This window comes from Halobacterium sp. KA-4, assembly GCF_021028995.1.
Taxonomy (GTDB): Archaea; Halobacteriota; Halobacteria; order Halobacteriales; family Halobacteriaceae; genus Halobacterium.
In genome coordinates this window covers 93,151-111,563 of sequence record NZ_JAJJZG010000008.1, presented here as the reverse complement: position 1 = coordinate 111,563, position 18,413 = coordinate 93,151, and the positions used below count along the sequence as shown (strand labels likewise).

The window sequence follows — 18,413 nt, the reverse complement described above, 5'->3', positions numbered from 1 at the left end:
TTCAAGTACGAAACCGGGACCAACCCGGGGTATGCAGGACGCGATTCGCGTGCTCGCCGGCGAGTGTGCCGTCCGCTACGAGAGCGATGGGCGAACCGAGCGCGACCTCCGCGGGGACGTCGTCGTCATCGTGAAGCCCGACGACACCGTGCTCGTCCACGACGCGGACGGCTACCAGCCCGCGGCGTGGCTCACGCGCCCGGGCGTCGTCCGGTACACGCGGGACGCCCGCGGGTTTCGCATCGACGCGGCGGACGGCGACGAACGGCTCGTCGTGGAGAGCGCGACCGAGCACGGCGACGCCCACTACCCCGCGTCGCCCGCTGGACCGCCGGTCGGCACGTGCGAGTGCGACGGCACGCTCGTGCGGGACGGCGGCCGCGTCGTCTGTATCGACTGCCGGACGAGTTACGCGATTCCGCGGGACGCCGCCGTCGTGGACGAGCCCTGTCCGGACTGCGGGCTCCCCCAGTTGCGGGTGGAACGCGGCGGCGCGGTGACGGCGTGTCTGGACCGCGACTGCACGCCCATCGCCGATGTCGTGGCCGAGCGCTTCGACGGCGAGTGGTCGTGTCGGTGCGGCGCCGCACTCGAAATCGAGGCCGACCGCGGCCTCCACGCGACCTGTCCGGAGTGCGACGCCAGCTATCGGCTGCCTCGCGGCACCGTCGACGGGACCTGTGAGTGCGGGCTACCGCTCTTCGAGACACCGAGCGGACGACGGTGTCTCGACGGCGACTGCGAGCAGACGCCGAGTGCGGGAGGGCGCGACCGCAACAGTTGAACGTCGGGCGCGCGAGACTCCCGGTATGGACGGCGAGCTACACGGCGACGAGGTCCGGGTCGGCGGCGACGCCCGCCAGCGGTTCCACGACGCCCGCGGCTACGGCCACCCGCTCGACGGCAACACCATCGCGCTGTCGCTCGTGGAGGCCGCCCACCTGCTGTTCCGCGGCGACCTCGACGCCGTCGACGGCGCGGGGTTCCGGGACTTCTTCGCCGGTCGGGAAGCCGGCTTCGCGGCGCGCTTCCTCGTCTACGCGGACCTCCGCGACCGCGGCTTCTACCTCGCGCCCGACCGCCATCCGTGGTGGGACGACCCCGGCGACGGCGACTTTGTCGTCTTCCCGCGTGGGAAGGGGCCCGGCGACGGCGTCGTGAAACACCGGATTCGCGTCGTCGACGAGCGCGTGACGATACCCGCCGGCGACCTCGGCGACGTCGTGCTCGCGGTCGTCGACGAGGAGAGCGAAATCACGTACCTCGACGTGGCCGCCACCGAGCCCGACGGCGACACCGACTTCACCCCGCCGACCGGCGTCCGCGGCACGCTGCTCGAAGACCGCGTGCTCATCTGGGACGCGCCCAGCGAACTCCACGAACAGGGGTTCTACGGGCAGCCACTCGGCGGCCGCGCGGCCGAGTACGACGCGCTCCAACTCTCACTGCTGGAAGCCGCGTACCTCGCCGCGCAGGGCGTCCTCGACCTTGGGGACGACGACGTCGAGGCGGTGGTCGATCGTGGGCGCGCTGGCGAAGCCGACCGCTTCGACCGCCGGCTGCGCGTCTACCGGGCGCTGCGCGACCGCGGGATGGTCCCGAAGACCGGGTTCAAATTCGGCGCGGACTTCCGCGTGTACAGCGAGGTCGAGTCCGTCGACGAACTCGGCCACTCCGAACTGCTCGTGCGCGTGCTTCCCGCGGGCTACGTGTTCGCGCCGCGGGACCTCTCCCTGGACGTGCGGCTCGCCCACGGGGTCCGGAAGCGAATGGTTTTTGCGCTCGACAATCCCAGTGCGGACACGATTCGCTGGCTCTCCGTGAGCAGGCTCACTCCCTAACTATGACCGACACAGACAACGAGACGGACGGCGAGGACGCGCCGGGCGCGGACAGCGTCGCCCTCGACCCGTGGGGCTCCTCGACGGTCTCGGACTACCGCAAACTCTTCGAGGAGTTCGGCATCGAGTCCTTCGACGACGTCATCGACGAGGTGCCCGACCCGCACTTCCTGATGCGCCGCGCCATCATCTTCGGGCACCGCGACTACCGTCGCGTCGCCGACGCGATGCGCAACGACGAGCCGTTCGCCGCGCTGTCGGGGTTCATGCCGACCGGCGACCCCCACATCGGCCACAAGATGGTGTTCGACGAAATCGTCTGGCATCAGCAGCAGGGCGCGGACGCGTACGCGCTCATTGCGGACCTCGAAGCCCACGCTGCCCGCGGACTCTCATGGGACGAAATCGACGAGCACGCGAAGGACTACCTCCTCAGCCTGCTCGCGCTCGGCTTCGACGCCGAGGAGGGCACGCTCTACCGCCAGTCCGCGAACCGCGAACTCCAGGACCTGGCGTTCGAGCTCGGCGCGGAGGCGAACTTCTCGGAATTCGAAGCCATCTACGGGTTCGACGGCGAGACCGACGTTTCCCACATGCAGAGCGTCGTCACCCAGATGGCGGACATTCTCTACCCGCAATTGGAGGAGTCCAAGCCCACCGTCATCCCGGTCGGCCCCGACCAGGACCCCCACATGCGGCTCGCGCGTGACCTCGCCGAGCGCACGCGCTACTTCAAGGTCACCGAGGCGTACGCCAGCGTCGCGTTCGACGACGACGAGCGTCCGCTGGTCGCCGCGGCCTACGACGCCCGCGAGCAGTACGCCGAGGACCACGGCTCCCCGCGCTGCGCGGAAGCCGCCGACTGGCTGCGCGAGGACGCCGACCTCGCGGCCGCCTACGACGACGAAGTGGTCGAGTCGGTCGTCCAGAAACTCGACAACGCCGGAATGGAGCCGCTCCGTCCCCGGATTCGGTTCTTCGACCGGCAGGCCACCGACGAGGCGTTCGAGGCGCTCATCGACGAAGTCGTCGGCGAGAAGCGCGTCTTCGAGGGCCACGTCGACGCCTTCGAAATCGACCGCGAGACCGCCGAGGACCTCGCGCTCGCCGTCGAAGTCGACCACGGCGGCTACGGCTTCGTGCCACCCTCCTCGATCTACCACCGCTTCATGACCGGGCTCACCGGCGGGAAGATGTCCTCGTCGATTCCCGCCAGCCACATCAGCCTCCTCGACGACCCCGAGGACGGCTACGACAAGGTCAAGGCCGCGACCACCGGTGGCCGCGAGACAGCCGAGAAGCAGCGCGAACTCGGCGGCGAACCCGACAAGTGCCCCGTCTACGAGTTGTACGCCTACCTCCTCGCTGGCGACGACGACGAGTTCGCCGAGCGTGTCTACGAGGAGTGTGCGGGCGGTGAACGGCTCTGTGGCGGCTGCAAGGAGGAGGCTGCCGAACTCATGGAAGCGTTCCTCGAAGACCACCAGGAGAAACGCGAGGAAGCCGAGGAACTGCTGGAGGGCCTCGACGTCGAACTGAATTCGGCGCGTGGCGGCCTGTAGGGCGGCCGCGGACTGAGCGAACCCGGGCCGAGCGGACCGCTGACGGAATTCTTTTCACTGGTCGTGCCATGCTCCCGCACATGGCGTCCGAACCTCACGCCGGTCGCAGCGCACGTCGAGCAGCCGCAGCTCCGGGGTTCGGTTTCTTCTTCGCCTGAGCGAGCCGGTGGACGCCCAGTGGCGGCGAGAGTCGTCGCGGGCCGAACCCACTCGTTCGGGCTGGGAGCGGAACGGATAACTGACTGCCACACACCCCTACGCACAATGAAACTGCCACCACAGCAGGTCGCGGTGCTCGAAGCGGCGAGCGCCGACGAACCGAGACGCATCGCCGACCTCGCGGCCGCCATCGAGCGGCCGCCGGAGACGGTCACGGGCGCGGCGTTCGAACTGGAGGACGCCGGTCTCGTGGACGTTATCGAAGAGACCGAGGAAGAGGTCGAACTCACCGAGGAAGGCCGCGAGTACGCCGAAGCCGGACTGCCGGAGGTCCGGCTCTACGAGGCCGCCCTCGACGCCGGCGCCGACGACGAACCCGTCTCGATGGGAGAAGTCATCGGTGCGTCCGGGTTGGAGAACCCACAGGTCGACATCGCGCTCTCGAACTACGCCCGGAAGGGCTACGGGAGCATCGACAGCGGCGACCTCTCCGCGGACCCCGACGCCGACCCCAGCGAGGACGCGGAGGCCGTCGCACTCGAGACGCTGGCCGAGGGCGGGACCGTCGAGGACGACGACGCCCTCGACCAGTTGGCGCGCCGCGACCTTGTCGCCGTCCGCGAGCGCACCGTCCGGTCGGTGCTGCTGACGGAGGCGGGCGTCACCGAACTTATGGCGGGCGTCGAAGCCGCCGAGGAAGTCGGCCAACTCACCCCCGACATGCTCGCGTCCGGCGAGTGGCGGGACGCCGAATTCGCCGACTACAACGTCGAAGCCGACGCCGGCGAGTACACGCCCGGGAAGACGCACGTGCTCCGGCAGGCATCCGAGCGCGTCAAGGAAGTGCTCGTCGGGATGGGCTTCCAGGAGATGGAGGGCCCGCACGTCGACGCGGACTTCTACATCAACGACTGCCTGTTCATGCCCCAGGACCACCCCGCGCGCAACCACTGGGACCGGTTCGCGCTGGAGCAGCCCGAGAAAATCGACGAGTTACCCGAGGACCTCGTCGAGCGCGTCGAACGCGCCCATCGCGAGGGCGTCGGGCCGGACGGCGACGGCTACCACTCGCCGTGGGACGAGGACTTCGCGCGTGCGCTCGCGCTCCGCGGGCACACGACGAGTCTCACCGCCCGCTACCTCTCCGGCGTCGCCGGTGAGGACGTGGAAGCGCCCGCGCGGTACTTCAGCGTCGAGAAGGCCTACCGCAACGACACCCTCGACGCCACGCACCTCCTGGAGTTCTTCCAGATCGAGGGGTGGGTGATGGCCGAGGACCTCTCCGTCCGGGACCTCATGGGGACGTTCCAGGAGTTCTACAGCCAGTTCGGCATCACGGACATCGAATTCAAGCCCACGTACAACCCCTACACGGAGCCGTCGTTCGAACTGTTCGGCCGCCACCCCGAGACCGGCGAACTCATCGAAATCGGGAACTCCGGGATTTTCCGCCCGGAGATGCTCGAACCGCTCGGCGTCGAAGCCGACGTGATGGCGTGGGGGCTCGCCCTCGAACGGCTCCTGATGTTGGTCACTGGCTTCGAGGACATCCGCGACGTCCACGGGACGCTGTGTGACCTCGACTTCCTGCGGGACGCGGAGGTGGTGTACTGATGCCCGTCGTCGACATCGACCCCGACGAACTCCGCACGCTCACCGGCCACACCGAGAAGAGCGACGACGAACTCAAAGACGACCTCTTCGGCCTCGGCATCGAGTACGAAGGCGAGACCGACGACGGCGAGTTCAAACTCGAATTCGAGGCCGACCGCCTCGACCGCCTCTCCGTGGAGGGCATCGCGCGCTCGCTGCGCTACCACTACGGCGACACCCGGGGCGTCTACGTCCCCGACACGAACAGCGCCGAGTGGACCATCAACGTCGAGGACGTCCCCGACGAGCGGCCCTGCGTCACGGGCGCCGTGGTTCGCGGCGTCGACCTCGACGAGGACGCCCTCGACTCGCTCATCCAACTCCAGGAGAAACTCCACGCGACGATGGGGCGCAAGCGCGCGAAGGGCGCCATCGGCATCCACGACCTCGCGATGCTCAAGGGTGAATCCATCAGTGAAGAGGACGGCCCCGCTGGGCGCTCTATCACGTACACCGGCATTGAGCCGGACGGCGACACGTTCGTGCCGCTCGACGACGACGCCGAACGCACGCCCGCCGAAGTGCTCACCGAGCACCCGACCGGCGAGCAGTACGCCGACCTGCTCGAGAACTACGACCGCTACCCCGCCATCTACGACGACATCGGGATGTTCAGTTTCCCGCCGGTCATCAACGGCCGCCGGACCGAGGTCTCGACGGACTCCCGGGAACTGTTCGTCGAACTCACTGGCACCGACCAGTGGACCATCGACCGGATGTGCGCCATCATCTGTTACGCGCTCGACGCGCGCGGCGCCACCGTCGAGGACGTCAACGTCGAGTACGCCGACACCGAACTCGTACGCCCGGACTTCGAGGTCCAGACCAAACAGGTCCCCCACGAGCGCGTCGAGACGCTGCTCGGCATCGACCTCGAACCCGACGAGGTCGTCGACCTCGCCGAACGTGCGGGTCTCGATGCCGAACCGGAGGGTGGCGACGAACTCACCTACGAGGTGGAGATTCCGCCGTACCGCGTCGACGTCCTCCACCCCGTGGACGTCGTCGACGACATCGGGCGCGCGTACGGGTTCAACAACCTCGTGCCGCGCTACCCCGACGTCGGCACCATCGGCGGGCGCACGGAGACGTCGCGGCTGGAGGCCGCCGCCCGGGAGACGCTCGTCGGCCTCGGCTTCGAGGACCTCCTGAACTTCAACATGACCAACGAGGTCGACAACTTCGAGCGCATGCGCATCGCGCCGGATACCGGTCAGTCGCCCGACGGCTCGGGCGACACCGCTGTCGGCGCTGCCGAACCCGCGACCATCGACGAGCCGTACAGCGAGGACTTCACTATCCTCCGCACGTGGGCGCTGCCGTCGCTGGTTTCGGTGCTGGAGAACAACACGCACCGGTCGTACCCGCAGGACCTCGCAGAAATCGGGTTCGCCGCGCACGTCGACGACGCCACGGAGACGGGCGTCGCCGAACGGCGGACGGTCGCCGCCGTGCTCGCGCGCCACGACGCCTCCTACGAGGACGCCAAGGCGCGACTCGCGGCGCTCTGCGAGGAGTTCCACGTCGACCTCGAAACGCCCGCCACCGAGCACCCCTCGTTCATCGACGGCCGCGCTGCGAGCGTGGTCATCGACGGCGAGGACGTCGGCGTCATCGGCGAAGTCCATCCCGCGGTCGTCGTCGACCACGACGTCGAAGTGCCGGTCGCCGGCTTCGAATTCGCACTCGACGCGCTCCGGTAGAACAGTTACAGGTCCGCGCCGACCGCGTCCTCCACTGACGCGAAGCCGTCGCGGTCCAGCAGTTCGAGCAGCCCCTCGTTGATGTCGCGCGCGATGCCGGGGCCGCGGTAGACGAGGCCCGTGTACAGTTGGACGACGGACGCGCCCGCCCGAATCTTCTCGTAGGCGTCCTCCGCCGTGAACACGCCACCCACGCCGACCACCGGGAGGTCCGTGCGCTCGGCGACGAACCGCACCTGGTCGGTCGCGCGCTCCCGAATCGGCCGCCCGGAGAGCCCGCCCGTCTCCGCGGCGTTCGGGCTCCGGAGCGAGTCGGGACGGTCGGTCGTCGTGTTCGTCGCGACGACGCCGTCCAGCCCGAGTTCGTTCGCGAGTTCGACGGCATCTATCACGGCGTCGCGGTGGAGGTCCGGGGAGAGTTTCACGAGTAGGGGTGCTGCGCCCGCGTCCTGGAGCGTCTCCAGAATCGCCGCCAGCTGCTCGCGGTTCTGGAGCTCGCGTAGCCCCGGCGTGTTCGGACTGGAGACGTTCACCACGAAGTAGTCGCCGTCTTCGGCCACCTGCTCGTACGTGTAGCGGTAGTCGTTGGGGGCGTCTTCTAGTGGCGTGGACTTCGACTTCCCGATGTTCACGCCCACGGGCACGTTCGGGAGGCGCTGTTCGGCGAGCCGCTCGCCCACGACGTCCGCGCCCGCGTTGTTGAACCCCATTCGGTTGACGAGCGCGTTGTCCTCCTGGAGCCGGAACATTCGTGGCTTCGGGTTGCCGGGCTGGCCCTCCGCGGTGACTGCGCCGACCTCGACGTGGCCGAACCCGAGCGCAGCCAGCGCTCGTGGAATCTCGGCGTTCTTGTCGAAGCCCGCGGCCACCCCGACGGGGTTCGGGAACGACTGGTCGAACGCCTCGATGGACAGTCGGTCGTCGTCGACCGTGTAGTGGCCCGCGTACGCGCGTTCGAGATGTGTGCGCTGTGCGACTCGGAGCAGCCCCGTAATCGCTTCGTGGGCGGTCTCTGGGGGCAGCCGGAACAACAGCGGTTTGGCCAGCCGGTACATCTCGGTCAGAAGTCGTGCTCGACGTCGTCCTGGTCGGCTCTCTGGATGATGATTTTGTCCTCGCGAACCCTGACGAAGACTTCGTCGCCGATGTCGAGGCCGGCGACCGACAGTTCGTCCTCGTGGAGGTTGACGTGGGCGTTGTGGTACTCCCCGTCGTCGCCTTTGGCGCCACTCGGGCTGAGCGTCTTCTTGCGAACCATCGCGAAGTGTCTACGTTGCCTTTCGCCGCACACCGTACTTAAGTTCTTCCGACCGTCTGAGTTGACGCGCGCTGGCGGCGATTGGCAGCGAGTACGGCTGGCGGACTGTCGGCCTGGGAGGTCGGAGCTTTCCCCGAACCAGCCGACTCAGTACATAAATCTACCGGCAAAATCGGCGGTATATTTATCACCCGTCCTTGTGTTCGCATAGCATGGAGCAAAACCATGGTACGTGAGGACGGCAAGCGCAACTTCGCGCTCCGAGAATCTGACGACGAGACGAGCGTCTTCAGCGGGAACACCCCACGGCAGGCCGCGCTCAAAGCGGCTCGCCGTATCGAGGACGTCGCCGACAGTGAACAGGACGCCGACCGCAAGGAGCTCCGGCTCCGCGAGAAGGGCACCGACAAAGTCCACATCTACGAAGCGTGGGCGTGGGAGGAGGAGGCCCCCGGCGACAAACCAGACTGGATGCCCGGCGAGATTACGAAAGCGAACGTCTCCAAGGAAGGCATCAAGCACATCGAAGACTGACGCCGCTCGCCGTATCTTTTGTCCGCGTGTGCGACGCGTAACGGCTTAGTCACTCCCACGACTAGTGACGGCTGCGTGGGCACCACTCGGCCCGACCGCACGCACTCGCGCGGGACGACCGGTCGACCTCCACCCACGCGGTACTTTCACGCGTAGCCCTCGGTACGCCGTCACGTGGTTTTCTGGTATGCGGTGGCGTGTCTATGCGTCCCTGGTTCGATGGGGTTTTACGTAACCCGGCACTCGGATGAGATGCGAACGACGTGAGGTGGCTCGGTGTACCCGACGCCACTGATTGACGCCTCGACGCCCCCGCGTCGAACCCCTCGCCTTCGGCGAGTCTGGTTCGACGCCCTTAAGTGATACCGGGCGCTTCGGAAGAATGCGAACGACGATGAGGTCACTCGGGTTTCCCGGGTGACTGACGTATGCTTCCGACGCCCGCTTCCGGGCTTCGACCTTCGCTCTTACGAGCGTGGTTCGATGCCCTTAAGTAATAACGGGCAATACGAGGTAATGCGTACGACAATGAGGTCGTCCGGGTCTCTCCGGGCGACTGATGCATTACCTCGGTCCCGTTCTGGGGCTCGATTCCCGCTCTTACGAGCGTGGTTCGATGCCCTTAAGTAATAACGGGGCGTTGGAGGAAATGCGAACGTCGTCTCGGACCGAACGAAGTCCGATGGGTTTATGGCCCATCGCGGACTACGTTCAGGTCCGAAGGAATGAGGATTCCACCCCTGCGGTCCGCCGTACAGATGGAATCTGATGTTAGCCTTGATGGTTTGGTGACATCCAACTGGCCACGGCGCTTTGTCGTGGCTATGAGGAACACTTTTGTGTTCCCGCCAAACCAGGACTTTTAGTTCTGGTCGCTGGGGTTTAACCCCAGCAAACATTCCGGTTGATCCTGCCGGAGGCCATTGCTATCGGAGTCCGATTTAGCCATGCTAGTTGTGCGGGTTTAGACCCGCAGCGGAAAGCTCAGTAACACGTGGCCAAACTACCCTGTGGATGGGAACAATCTCGGGAAACTGAGGCTAATTCCCAATAACGCTCCACCCCTGGAACGGGCGGAGCTGGAAACGCTACGGCGCCACAGGATGTGGCTGCGGTCGATTAGGTAGACGGTGGGGTAACGGCCCACCGTGCCAATAATCGGTACGGGTTGTGAGAGCAAGAGCCCGGAGACGGAATCTGAGACAAGATTCCGGGCCCTACGGGGCGCAGCAGGCGCGAAACCTTTACACTGTACGCAAGTGCGATAAGGGGACTCCGAGTGTGAAGGCATAGAGCCTTCACTTTTGTACACCGTAAGGTGGTGTACGAATAAGGGCTGGGCAAGACCGGTGCCAGCCGCCGCGGTAATACCGGCAGCCCGAGTGATGGCCGATATTATTGGGCCTAAAGCGTCCGTAGCTGGCCGGACAAGTCCGTTGGGAAATCTGTTCGCTTAACGAGCAGGCGTCCAGCGGAAACTGTTCGGCTTGGGACCGGAAGACCTGAGGGGTACGTCCGGGGTAGGAGTGAAATCCTGTAATCCTGGACGGACCACCGGTGGCGAAAGCGCCTCAGGAGGACGGATCCGACAGTGAGGGACGAAAGCTAGGGTCTCGAACCGGATTAGATACCCGGGTAGTCCTAGCTGTAAACGATGCCCGCTAGGTGTGGCGCAGGCTACGAGCCTGCGCTGTGCCGTAGGGAAGCCGAGAAGCGGGCCGCCTGGGAAGTACGTCTGCAAGGATGAAACTTAAAGGAATTGGCGGGGGAGCACTACAACCGGAGGAGCCTGCGGTTTAATTGGACTCAACGCCGGACATCTCACCAGCTCCGACAGTAGTAATGACGGTCAGGTTGATGACCTTACCCGATGCTACTGAGAGGAGGTGCATGGCCGCCGTCAGCTCGTACCGTGAGGCGTCCTGTTAAGTCAGGCAACGAGCGAGACCCGCACTCCTAATTGCCAGCAGTACCCTTTGGGTAGCTGGGTACATTAGGTGGACTGCCGCTGCTAAAGCGGAGGAAGGAACGGGCAACGGTAGGTCAGTATGCCCCGAATGAGCTGGGCAACACGCGGGCTACAATGGTCGAGACAATGGGATGCAACTCCGAGAGGAGGCGCTAATCTCCTAAACTCGATCGTAGTTCGGATTGAGGGCTGAAACTCGCCCTCATGAAGCTGGATTCGGTAGTAATCGCGTGTCAGAAGCGCGCGGTGAATACGTCCCTGCTCCTTGCACACACCGCCCGTCAAAGCACCCGAGTGGGGTTCGGATGAGGCCGGCATGCGCCGGTCGAATCTGGGCTCCGCAAGGGGGCTTAAGTCGTAACAAGGTAGCCGTAGGGGAATCTGCGGCTGGATCACCTCCTAACGATCGGGACCAGGGCGTTGCCCTGGCCCACCTTTCGACGACGCCGTGACCAGTTGGACACCTACAAACCATCAAGGCTAACGTAACCTCCTCCCGATTCGGGAGGTGGGCCCATAGCTCAGTGGTAGAGTGCCTCCTTTGCAAGGAGGATGCCCTGGGTTCGAATCCCAGTGGGTCCATCCCGTCCGGGATTCATCTTGAACCGTGCCCCTTAAGTGGGAGACGGCGCAACGATGAATCGCGACGAAGACTGATGCACCACCCCGCGAAAGTGCGGGTGGGAAGGGTCTATGTACGCTCCTCGTTCACCACGAGGACGTACGATGACGACCGTGTGTAAGTGCAATCCAGGCGCTCACTGGACTCGACCACCGTGGTCGAGTACCGACTGTTGGTCACATCCGTGACTCAACAGCGCTCAACCATTATGTGTTGAGCATCGTCGACTGTTCTACAGTCGACATTCATCGTCGTTGGCTTCACCGCCAACAACCCTCGACCACTTCGTGTGGTTGAGTACCATCGTCAGCTGCTCTGCAGCTGACATCCAACGTGGCTACTGTGCCACCTGGTGGATAGCTCGGCTCGGATGCCGATGAAGGACGTGCCAAGCTGCGATAAGCCTGAGGGAGCCGCACGGAGGCGAAGAACTCAGGATCTCCTAATGGGAATCCCCACTGCAATTGCTTTGCGCAATAGGGAACGGCCGGAATTGAAACATCTCAGTACGGCCAGGAAGAGAAACCGAATGGGACGCCGTCAGTAATGGCGAATGAACGCGGCACAGTCCAAACCGAAGCCTTCTGGGCAATGTGGTGTTCGGACTGGCGTGCATCGACTGAACGTTCTCGCGAAGTCTCCTGAAACGGAGCGCGATACAGGGTGACAGCCCCGTATCGAGGACAAGTAAGTCGTGAGCCAGCTCCAGAGTAGCGGGGGTCGGAAATCCCTCGTGAAGATGGCAGGCATCGACTGCCAAGACTAAGTACTCTCCGAGACCGATAGTGAACAAGTAGTGTGAACGAACGCTGAAAAGCACCCCACAAAGGGGGGTGAAATAGGGCTTGAAATCAGGTGGCGATGGAGCGACGGGGCATAAAAGGCCTCACTGGGAACGAGTCAGGCGCGAGCCTGTAGTAGGACCTGTGAGGAGCCGATGTTCCGTCGTACGTTTTGAAAAACGAGCCAGGGAGTGTGTCTGTCTGACGAGTCTAACCGGAGTATCCGGGGAGGCGTAGGGAAACCGACATGGCCGCAGCGCTTTGCGCGAGGGCCGCCGTCTTCAAGGGCGGGGAGTCAAACGGACACGACCCGAAACCAGATGATCTACGCGTGGGCAAGATGAAGCATGGCGAAAGCCATGTGGAGGTCTGTTAGGGTTGGTGTCTTTCAATACCCTCCCGTGACCTACGTGTAGGGGTGAAAGGCCCATCGAATCTGGCAACAGCTGGTTCCAACCGAAACATGTCGAAGCATGACCTCTGCCGAGGTAGTTCGTGGGGTAGAGCTACCGATTGGAGGGTCCAACTCCGAGAGGAGTTGGCCCTCCTGTCGAACTCCGAACCTACGAACGCCGTTGACGCAGGGAATCCGGTATGCGGGGTAAGCCTGTGTACCGTGAGGGAGACAACCCAGAGTTAGGTTAAGGTCCCAAAGTGTGAGCTAAGTGCGATTGAAGGTGGTCCCGAGCCCTAGACAGCCGGGAGGTGAGCTTAGAAGCAGCTACCCTCCAAGAAAAGCGTAACAGCTTACCGGCCGAGGTTCGGGGCGCCTAAAATGATCGGGGCTCAAGTTCACCACCGAGACCTAACGGCACGTGTGACAGCGTGATCCAGTAGGTTGGCACTCTGTTCGGGCGGAAGCTCGGGTGAGAACTCGAGTGGACCGAATGGGGAAGAAAATCCTGGCCATAGTAGCAGCGTTAGTCGGGTTAGAACCCCGACGACCGAGAAGAGCAAGGGTTCCTCGGCAATGCTTATCAGCCGAGGGTTAGCCGGTCCTAAGTCCCGTCGTAATTCGAGCGGGTCAAAAGGGAAACGAGTTAATATTCTCGTGCCATCGTGCAGTGAAAGTCGACGCCTCGGAGTAGCTCGAGCCGGGCCATCGCCCGGTCGAACTGTCCAAGTCCGTGGAAGCCGTAATGGCAGGAAGCGGACGAACGGCAGGATAGGGAAACTCGAGTCAATCTGGGGCCCGTGAAAAGACGAGCACGATGTCCGTACCAAGATCCGACACAGGTGCTCTGGCAGCGAAAGCCTAGGTCTGTCGGGAACAACCGACGTTAGGGAATTCGGCAAGTTAGTCCCGTAAGTTCGCGATAAGGGATGCCTGCCCAGTGATTGGGCAGGTCGCAGTGTCTTGGAGGCTCCGACTGTCTAATAACAACATAGGTGACCGCAAATCCGCAAGGACGCGTACGGTCACTGAATCCTGCCCAGTGCGGGTATCTGAACACCCAGTACAATGGGGCGAAGGACCCGTTAACGGCGGGGGTAACTATGACCCTCTTAAGGTAGCGTAGTACCTTGCCGCTTCAGTAGCGGCTTGCATGAATGGATCAACGAGAGCCTCACTGTCCCAACGTTGGGCCCGGTGAACTGTACGTTCCAGTGCGGAGTCTGGAGACCCCCAAGGGGAAGCGAAGACCCTATAGAGCTTTACTGCAGGCTGTCGCTGGGACACGGTCGCTGATGTGCAGGGTAGGTAGGAGACGTTACACAGGTGCGTGCGCCAGCACGTCGCCGAGTCAGCCATGAAACACTACCCGTCAGTGACTGTGACCCTAACTCCGGGAGGAGGACACCGGTAGCCGGGCAGTTTGACTGGGGCGGTACGCGCTCGAAAAGATATCGAGCGCGCCCTAAGGCTACCTCATCCGGGTCGGAGACCCGGAGAAGAGCGCAAGAGCATAAGGTAGTCTGACAGTGTCCTACACAACGAGGGACGCTGAGGCGAAAGCCTGGTCTAGCGAACCAATGAGCCTGCTTGATGCGGGCCATTGCTGACAGAAAAGCTACCTTAGGGATAACAGAGTCGTCACTCGCAAGAGCACATATCGACCGAGTGGCTTGCTACCTCGATGTCGGTTCCCTCCATCCTGCCCGTGCAGAAGCGGGCAAGGGTGAGGTTGTTCGCCTATTAAAGGAGGTCGTGAGCTGGGTTTAGACCGTCGTGAGACAGGTCGGCTGCTATCTATTGGGGGTGTTATTGGTGATTGACAGGAACGTTCATATAGTACGAGAGGAACTATGAACGGGTGCCACTGGTGTATCGGTTGTCCGAGAGGGCAAGTGCCGAGCAGCTACGCACCACGGGGTAAGAGCTGAATGCATCTAAGCTCGAAACCCACCTGGAAAAGAATCACCGTTGAGGTCTCTCGTAGAAGACGAGTTCGATAGACTCGGGGTGTACGCGTCAAGGCAACGAGACGTTCAGCCCGCGAGCACTAAACGACCGAATGCCACACACTCATGCACTCACCACATTACGTGGTCGAGTCCAGGCGTTAACTGGATTGCACTTACACACGGACGTTCGCCGATACTGGCGTCCCGGACTTCTGTCCGGGAACAACGGTTCGATTCCGTTGGTCGGTATTAAGGCGGCCATAGCGGCGGGGCAACTCCCGTACCCATCCCGAACACGGAAGATAAGCCCGCCTGCGTTCCGGTCAGTACTGGAGTGCGCGAGCCTCTGGGAAATCCGGTTTGCCGCCTGCTATTCATACTTCATCAAGCCTCGAACAGCACTGCTGCTGTTCGGGGCTTTTTGTATTTGTAGCGCGGAGTGGCGACGCTCCGTACCGCTACGTTTAAGCGAGCGAGCGCAGTACGACGAGACAGTGCCAAGGTGGCAGAGTCCGGCCTAACGCGGCGGCCTGCAGAGCCGCTCATCGCCGGTTCAAATCCGGCCCTTGGCTTTTTCGCGTGCTGTCGATCGCCGAGTCAGTAGTCTCGGGGGTCGCCGTCGTGGGTAACGCGGCGGGAAAGTAACGATTATACGACGCCCTCTCTACGCTTCGAGTATGCAACGACGTGCTGCGGCGGTGTCCGTCGTGGTCTTCCTTCTGCTGGCGGCCGGCGCGTACACGTTCATCGGCGCCGCTCAGCAGCCCGACGTGTCACTTGAGGACCCGGATTACACGGTCTCCGCTGACGAGACGTTGACGGTGGCGGGGACGTCGTACAGCTTCACGGAGGTCTCGGACGGCTCCGCAACCGCGAAGTGGACTAACGAGTCCGCGCGGTACACGGAGTCGTGGTCGGCCAACGACACGGTGGTCTACCAGGGTGACGACTACTCGGTCGTCATCCCGAACCAGACCGAGCCGACGGAGTTCGAGCTCCGCGAGGTCCAGACGGTCGACCGGCCGACCGTCGAACAGAACGGCACGACGTACGTCATCGTCGAGGAGGACGGTGAACGGCGGCTCGTCGAGCGCGACGAGTACCTCGACGATCCGGTCGTCCACAACTTCGCGGAGGGCGACGCGATCGAGCGCCCGAACAACGACAACGAGACGCGCGTCGCGTCAGTCACGAATTCGTCGGTGACCATCGAGTGGTTCGCGCCGCGGACCAACGAGGTCAGTTTCAGCCAGGGCGAGAACACCACACTCGGTGACACGGCGTACCTCGCGCACTTCGAGCAGCAGGACGGTTCGACAGTCCTCCAGTTGACGACCGACTACGAGGACTACCACTCGGACGTGGACGCCCAGCAGGAGTTCCACGAGCGCACGAACGGGCTCTGGGGTATCGTCATCCTGAGCACGCTCGCGGCCGCGCTGCTCTCGATGCTGGCGTTCATGCCGTCGCGGTACTGACGCCGCTACGGCGTTCCGTCACCGTTAACGTGTTCCGCGGCGAGGCGTCGTGCATGCAACAGCTATTCGCTGATACGCTCGACGTCTACGGAGTCCTCGTGGGCGTGTTCGTCGCGCTCGTCGGCCTCGGGACGCTCGTCGGGATGCCGTGGCAGTACACCAACAGCGGCGTCGTCACCGTCCTCCAGGTTCTCGGCGCGCTCGGTGCCGTCGGCCTCGGCGTTGGTCTCACCTGGCTTGCACACACGCAGTCGTAGTCGCTCATTCTCGTTCGGCCGTCGATACCGATAGTGGCAACGCCAACCACGTTCAGTCGAGCCCCGGTTCTACCCGTTCTACGGTCGAGAGTCCCGGGGTTCGACGCCGCTCATCAGGGTTCGCCGATACACGGTGTCTTCGAGTTGAACTTCCGGCACGCATCGCTGCTCACGTGCGTTCGCAGTAGAAACGGGCCGAGAGGGATTTGAACCCTCGACCGTCTGGTTAAAAGCCAGACGCTCTGCCGGACTGAGCTATCGGCCCTCGATTTCACGTCGGGCGGCGCGACGTTAAACGTTTACCATCCAGCGAAACCCTTAGGCGGCCGTCGGCGAACCGATTCGTATGAATGGAGTGCGCGACTTCGCGTCCGAGCTCGTCTCGTTCGCGTCGACGGACGGTGGGGAGGCACCGGTGTCGGCGTGGTTCGCGGCGCGCCTGGAGGAACTCGGGTTCGAGACCTACGAGTGGGAGGTGGACGCGGCGTTGCTGGCCGAGCACCGGTCGTTCCCGGACGACCCGGACGCGATTCGTGCGGCCGACCGGCGCAGCGTCGGCGGCGTCCTCGAATTCGGCGACCCGGACGCGGGACCGACGCTCGTGTTGAACGGCCACCTCGACGTCGTGCCCGCCGACGAGGCGGTGTGGTCGTCGCAGCCGTTCGAGGCGCGGTGGCGCGGGGACGAACTGACGGCGCGCGGCGCGGCGGATATGAAGTCCGGGCTCGCGGCGTGCGTGTTCGCGGCACTCGCACTCGCGGAGCGCGACCTGAACGGACGAGTCGTCGTCGAGGGCGTGGTCGGCGAGGAGGCCGGCGGCGTCGGTGCGGCGACCGCAGCGCTGGACAACCCCTATCCCTTCGACCGGGACGCCGCGATTATCGCGGAGCCGACCGCGCTCACTCCCGTGGTCGCCTCTGAGGGGAGCCTGATGAAGTGCCTGCGACTGACCGGGCGGTCCTCGCACGCGGCGACGCCGTGGCGCGGCGAGTCCGTCCTCCCGCACTTCGATAGCATCCGGGAGGCGTTCGCGGACCTCGCCGAAGAGCGCGAGCAGACCGTCACCCACCCACTGTACGAGGAGTTCCCGACGAAGTGGCCGGTCGTCTGTGGCACGGTCGAAGCGGGCGAGTGGGCGTCGACGGTCCCCGCGTCACTCACCGCGGAGTGGCGCATCGGCGTCGCGCCGGGCGAGACCGTCGCCGAGGTCGAGGAAGCGTTCGACGAACGACTCGCGGCCGTCGTCGACGATAACGAATGGCTAGCCGAGCACCCGCCCGCCTTCGAGCGCTTCACCGTCCAGTTCGAGGCGTCGGAAATCTCGCCCGACGAACCCGTGGTGCGAGCCGTCCAGTCGGGGATGCGCGCGAACGACCTCGCGGAGACCGCGCCGCGGGGCGTGACCTACGGTGCGGACGCGCGCCACTACATCGAGGCCGGGATTCCGACCGTGATGTTCGGCCCGGGGAGCATCGAGCAGGCGCACTTCCCGGACGAGACTATCGACTTCCGGGAGGTCGAGACGGCGGTGGACGTACTCGCTGACGCGGGTGAGGCGTTCCTCGCGGAGAACTAGAGGTAGTCGCGGAGCGCGTCGGAGACGACGTCGTCGGCGTCGCGGTCCGACACGGTCGCGTGCCGGCGGAGGTCGCGGTACACCGGCGACGGGAGCGTGACCGTGAGTTCGCCGGGGGTGACGCCGAGTTCTTCGAGCACTTCGTCGAGGGAGTCGCCGTCGTTGACCGCGCTGGCGGCCTGCCGGACGTCCCGGACGGTGAGGTCGTTGTCGACGACGGCCCACGCGAGGAGGTAGCGGTCGTCGCCGCCGACGCGCGCGATGTGTTTCGCGGCGGTCGGCGGGATGTGGCCGGCGGCGACGTGCTCGCGGACCGCCCGCGGGAGGTCGTGGACGCGCGCCCACTTCCGGATGAACGAGACGCCGACGTCGCCGTCCGCGCGCTCGGCGGCGGCCTTGTAGGATTCCTCCGCGCGGACGAGCGCGGCGCAGGCGGCGGCCCCGCGGAGCATGTAGAGGTGGCTGTCGCCGAGTTCGTTGCGCGCGAACGCGCCGACGGTCTCCGCGGCTTCGGCGACGCTGTCTGGGTCGTCGGGGTCGAACGAGACGGCTTCGCGGGCGTGCTCGCCAGTGAGGCGTTCGTCGCCGCGGACGACCGGCTCGCCGACGGGTGATTCGCGGTCCGTCGGCGGGAGCCGCTCCTCGTCAGTCATGGCGTCCAGTAACGGCGTTG

General features: G+C 64.6%; 12 protein-coding genes, 3 tRNA genes and 3 rRNA genes. 14 read left to right on the top strand and 4 right to left on the bottom strand.

Annotation, left to right across the window (positions count from 1 at the left end):
- Positions 1 to 31: 31 nt before the first annotated feature.
- The 5 genes from LPA44_RS10045 (at position 32) to pheT (ending at position 6,918) form a co-directional block, all read left to right on the top strand.
- Positions 32 to 784, top strand: coding sequence for an endonuclease NucS domain-containing protein (locus LPA44_RS10045; RefSeq protein ID WP_230889446.1), 753 nt, complete (start codon positions 32 to 34; stop codon positions 782 to 784).
- Positions 785 to 809: 25 nt separating this feature from the next.
- Positions 810 to 1,841 carry a tRNA-intron lyase gene (gene endA, locus LPA44_RS10040; RefSeq protein ID WP_230889445.1) on the top strand — a complete coding sequence of 344 codons (1,032 nt, stop codon included), beginning with the start codon at positions 810 to 812 and terminating at the stop codon, positions 1,839 to 1,841.
- 2 nt (positions 1,842 to 1,843) lie between these two features.
- Positions 1,844 to 3,403, top strand: coding sequence for a tryptophan--tRNA ligase (locus LPA44_RS10035; protein WP_230889444.1), 1,560 nt, complete (start codon positions 1,844 to 1,846; stop codon positions 3,401 to 3,403).
- 264 nt (positions 3,404 to 3,667) lie between these two features.
- Positions 3,668 to 5,176, top strand: a complete 1,509-nt coding sequence (gene pheS / locus LPA44_RS10030; protein ID WP_230889443.1) for a phenylalanine--tRNA ligase subunit alpha — start codon at positions 3,668 to 3,670, stop codon at positions 5,174 to 5,176.
- Entirely contained in the window at positions 5,176 to 6,918 is a 1,743-nt protein-coding gene (gene pheT, locus LPA44_RS10025) for a phenylalanine--tRNA ligase subunit beta (protein ID WP_230889442.1), read from the top strand. The genes pheS and pheT overlap by 1 nt, the downstream gene beginning before the upstream one ends.
- Positions 6,919 to 6,923: 5 nt before the next feature.
- Here pheT and LPA44_RS10020 read toward each other — a convergent pair whose 3' ends face one another.
- Positions 6,924 to 7,973, bottom strand: coding sequence for a quinone-dependent dihydroorotate dehydrogenase (locus LPA44_RS10020; RefSeq protein WP_230889441.1), 1,050 nt, complete (start codon positions 7,971 to 7,973; stop codon positions 6,924 to 6,926).
- Positions 7,974 to 7,978: 5 nt separating this feature from the next.
- A complete protein-coding gene (locus LPA44_RS10015; protein ID WP_058984575.1) occupies positions 7,979 to 8,176 on the bottom strand; it encodes an AbrB/MazE/SpoVT family DNA-binding domain-containing protein in 198 nt (65 codons plus the stop codon).
- A gap of 225 nt (positions 8,177 to 8,401) precedes the next feature.
- On the opposite strand from LPA44_RS10015, the gene LPA44_RS10010 reads away from it, so the two are divergent.
- The 8 genes from LPA44_RS10010 (at position 8,402) to LPA44_RS09975 (ending at position 16,164) form a co-directional block, all read left to right on the top strand.
- Positions 8,402 to 8,710, top strand: a complete 309-nt coding sequence (locus LPA44_RS10010; RefSeq protein ID WP_230889440.1) for a non-histone chromosomal MC1 family protein — start codon at positions 8,402 to 8,404, stop codon at positions 8,708 to 8,710.
- A gap of 897 nt (positions 8,711 to 9,607) precedes the next feature.
- Positions 9,608 to 11,080: ribosomal RNA gene (locus tag LPA44_RS10005) — 16S ribosomal RNA — on the top strand.
- A gap of 109 nt (positions 11,081 to 11,189) precedes the next feature.
- A tRNA-Ala gene (locus LPA44_RS10000) sits at positions 11,190 to 11,261 on the top strand.
- A gap of 368 nt (positions 11,262 to 11,629) precedes the next feature.
- Positions 11,630 to 14,551: ribosomal RNA gene (locus LPA44_RS09995) — 23S ribosomal RNA — on the top strand.
- 128 nt (positions 14,552 to 14,679) lie between these two features.
- Positions 14,680 to 14,801, top strand: a 5S ribosomal RNA gene (gene rrf, locus LPA44_RS09990).
- Together the 16S, 23S and 5S rRNA genes with 2 tRNA genes alongside form the textbook arrangement of a ribosomal RNA operon.
- A gap of 124 nt (positions 14,802 to 14,925) precedes the next feature.
- Positions 14,926 to 15,001 (top strand) — tRNA-Cys (locus tag LPA44_RS09985).
- Positions 15,002 to 15,106: 105 nt separating this feature from the next.
- A complete protein-coding gene (locus LPA44_RS09980; protein WP_230889439.1) occupies positions 15,107 to 15,907 on the top strand; it encodes a hypothetical protein in 801 nt (266 codons plus the stop codon).
- Positions 15,908 to 15,960: 53 nt separating this feature from the next.
- On the top strand, positions 15,961 to 16,164 hold the full coding sequence (locus LPA44_RS09975; protein WP_230889438.1) for a hypothetical protein: 204 nt from the start codon (positions 15,961 to 15,963) through the stop codon (positions 16,162 to 16,164).
- Between the two features lie 191 nt (positions 16,165 to 16,355).
- Here the strand turns inward: LPA44_RS09975 and LPA44_RS09970 are convergent.
- A tRNA-Lys gene (locus LPA44_RS09970) sits at positions 16,356 to 16,429 on the bottom strand.
- 81 nt (positions 16,430 to 16,510) lie between these two features.
- Between LPA44_RS09970 and LPA44_RS09965 the strand changes: the two genes are divergently transcribed.
- A complete protein-coding gene (locus LPA44_RS09965) occupies positions 16,511 to 17,740 on the top strand; it encodes a M20 family metallopeptidase (RefSeq protein WP_230889437.1) in 1,230 nt (409 codons plus the stop codon).
- On the opposite strand, the gene LPA44_RS09960 is transcribed toward LPA44_RS09965, so the two are convergent.
- On the bottom strand, positions 17,737 to 18,393 hold the full coding sequence (locus LPA44_RS09960; RefSeq protein ID WP_230889436.1) for a DUF7119 family protein: 657 nt from the start codon (positions 18,391 to 18,393) through the stop codon (positions 17,737 to 17,739). The two genes, LPA44_RS09965 and LPA44_RS09960, sit on opposite strands and share 4 nt — an antisense overlap.
- Between the last annotated feature and the right edge of the window lie 20 nt (positions 18,394 to 18,413).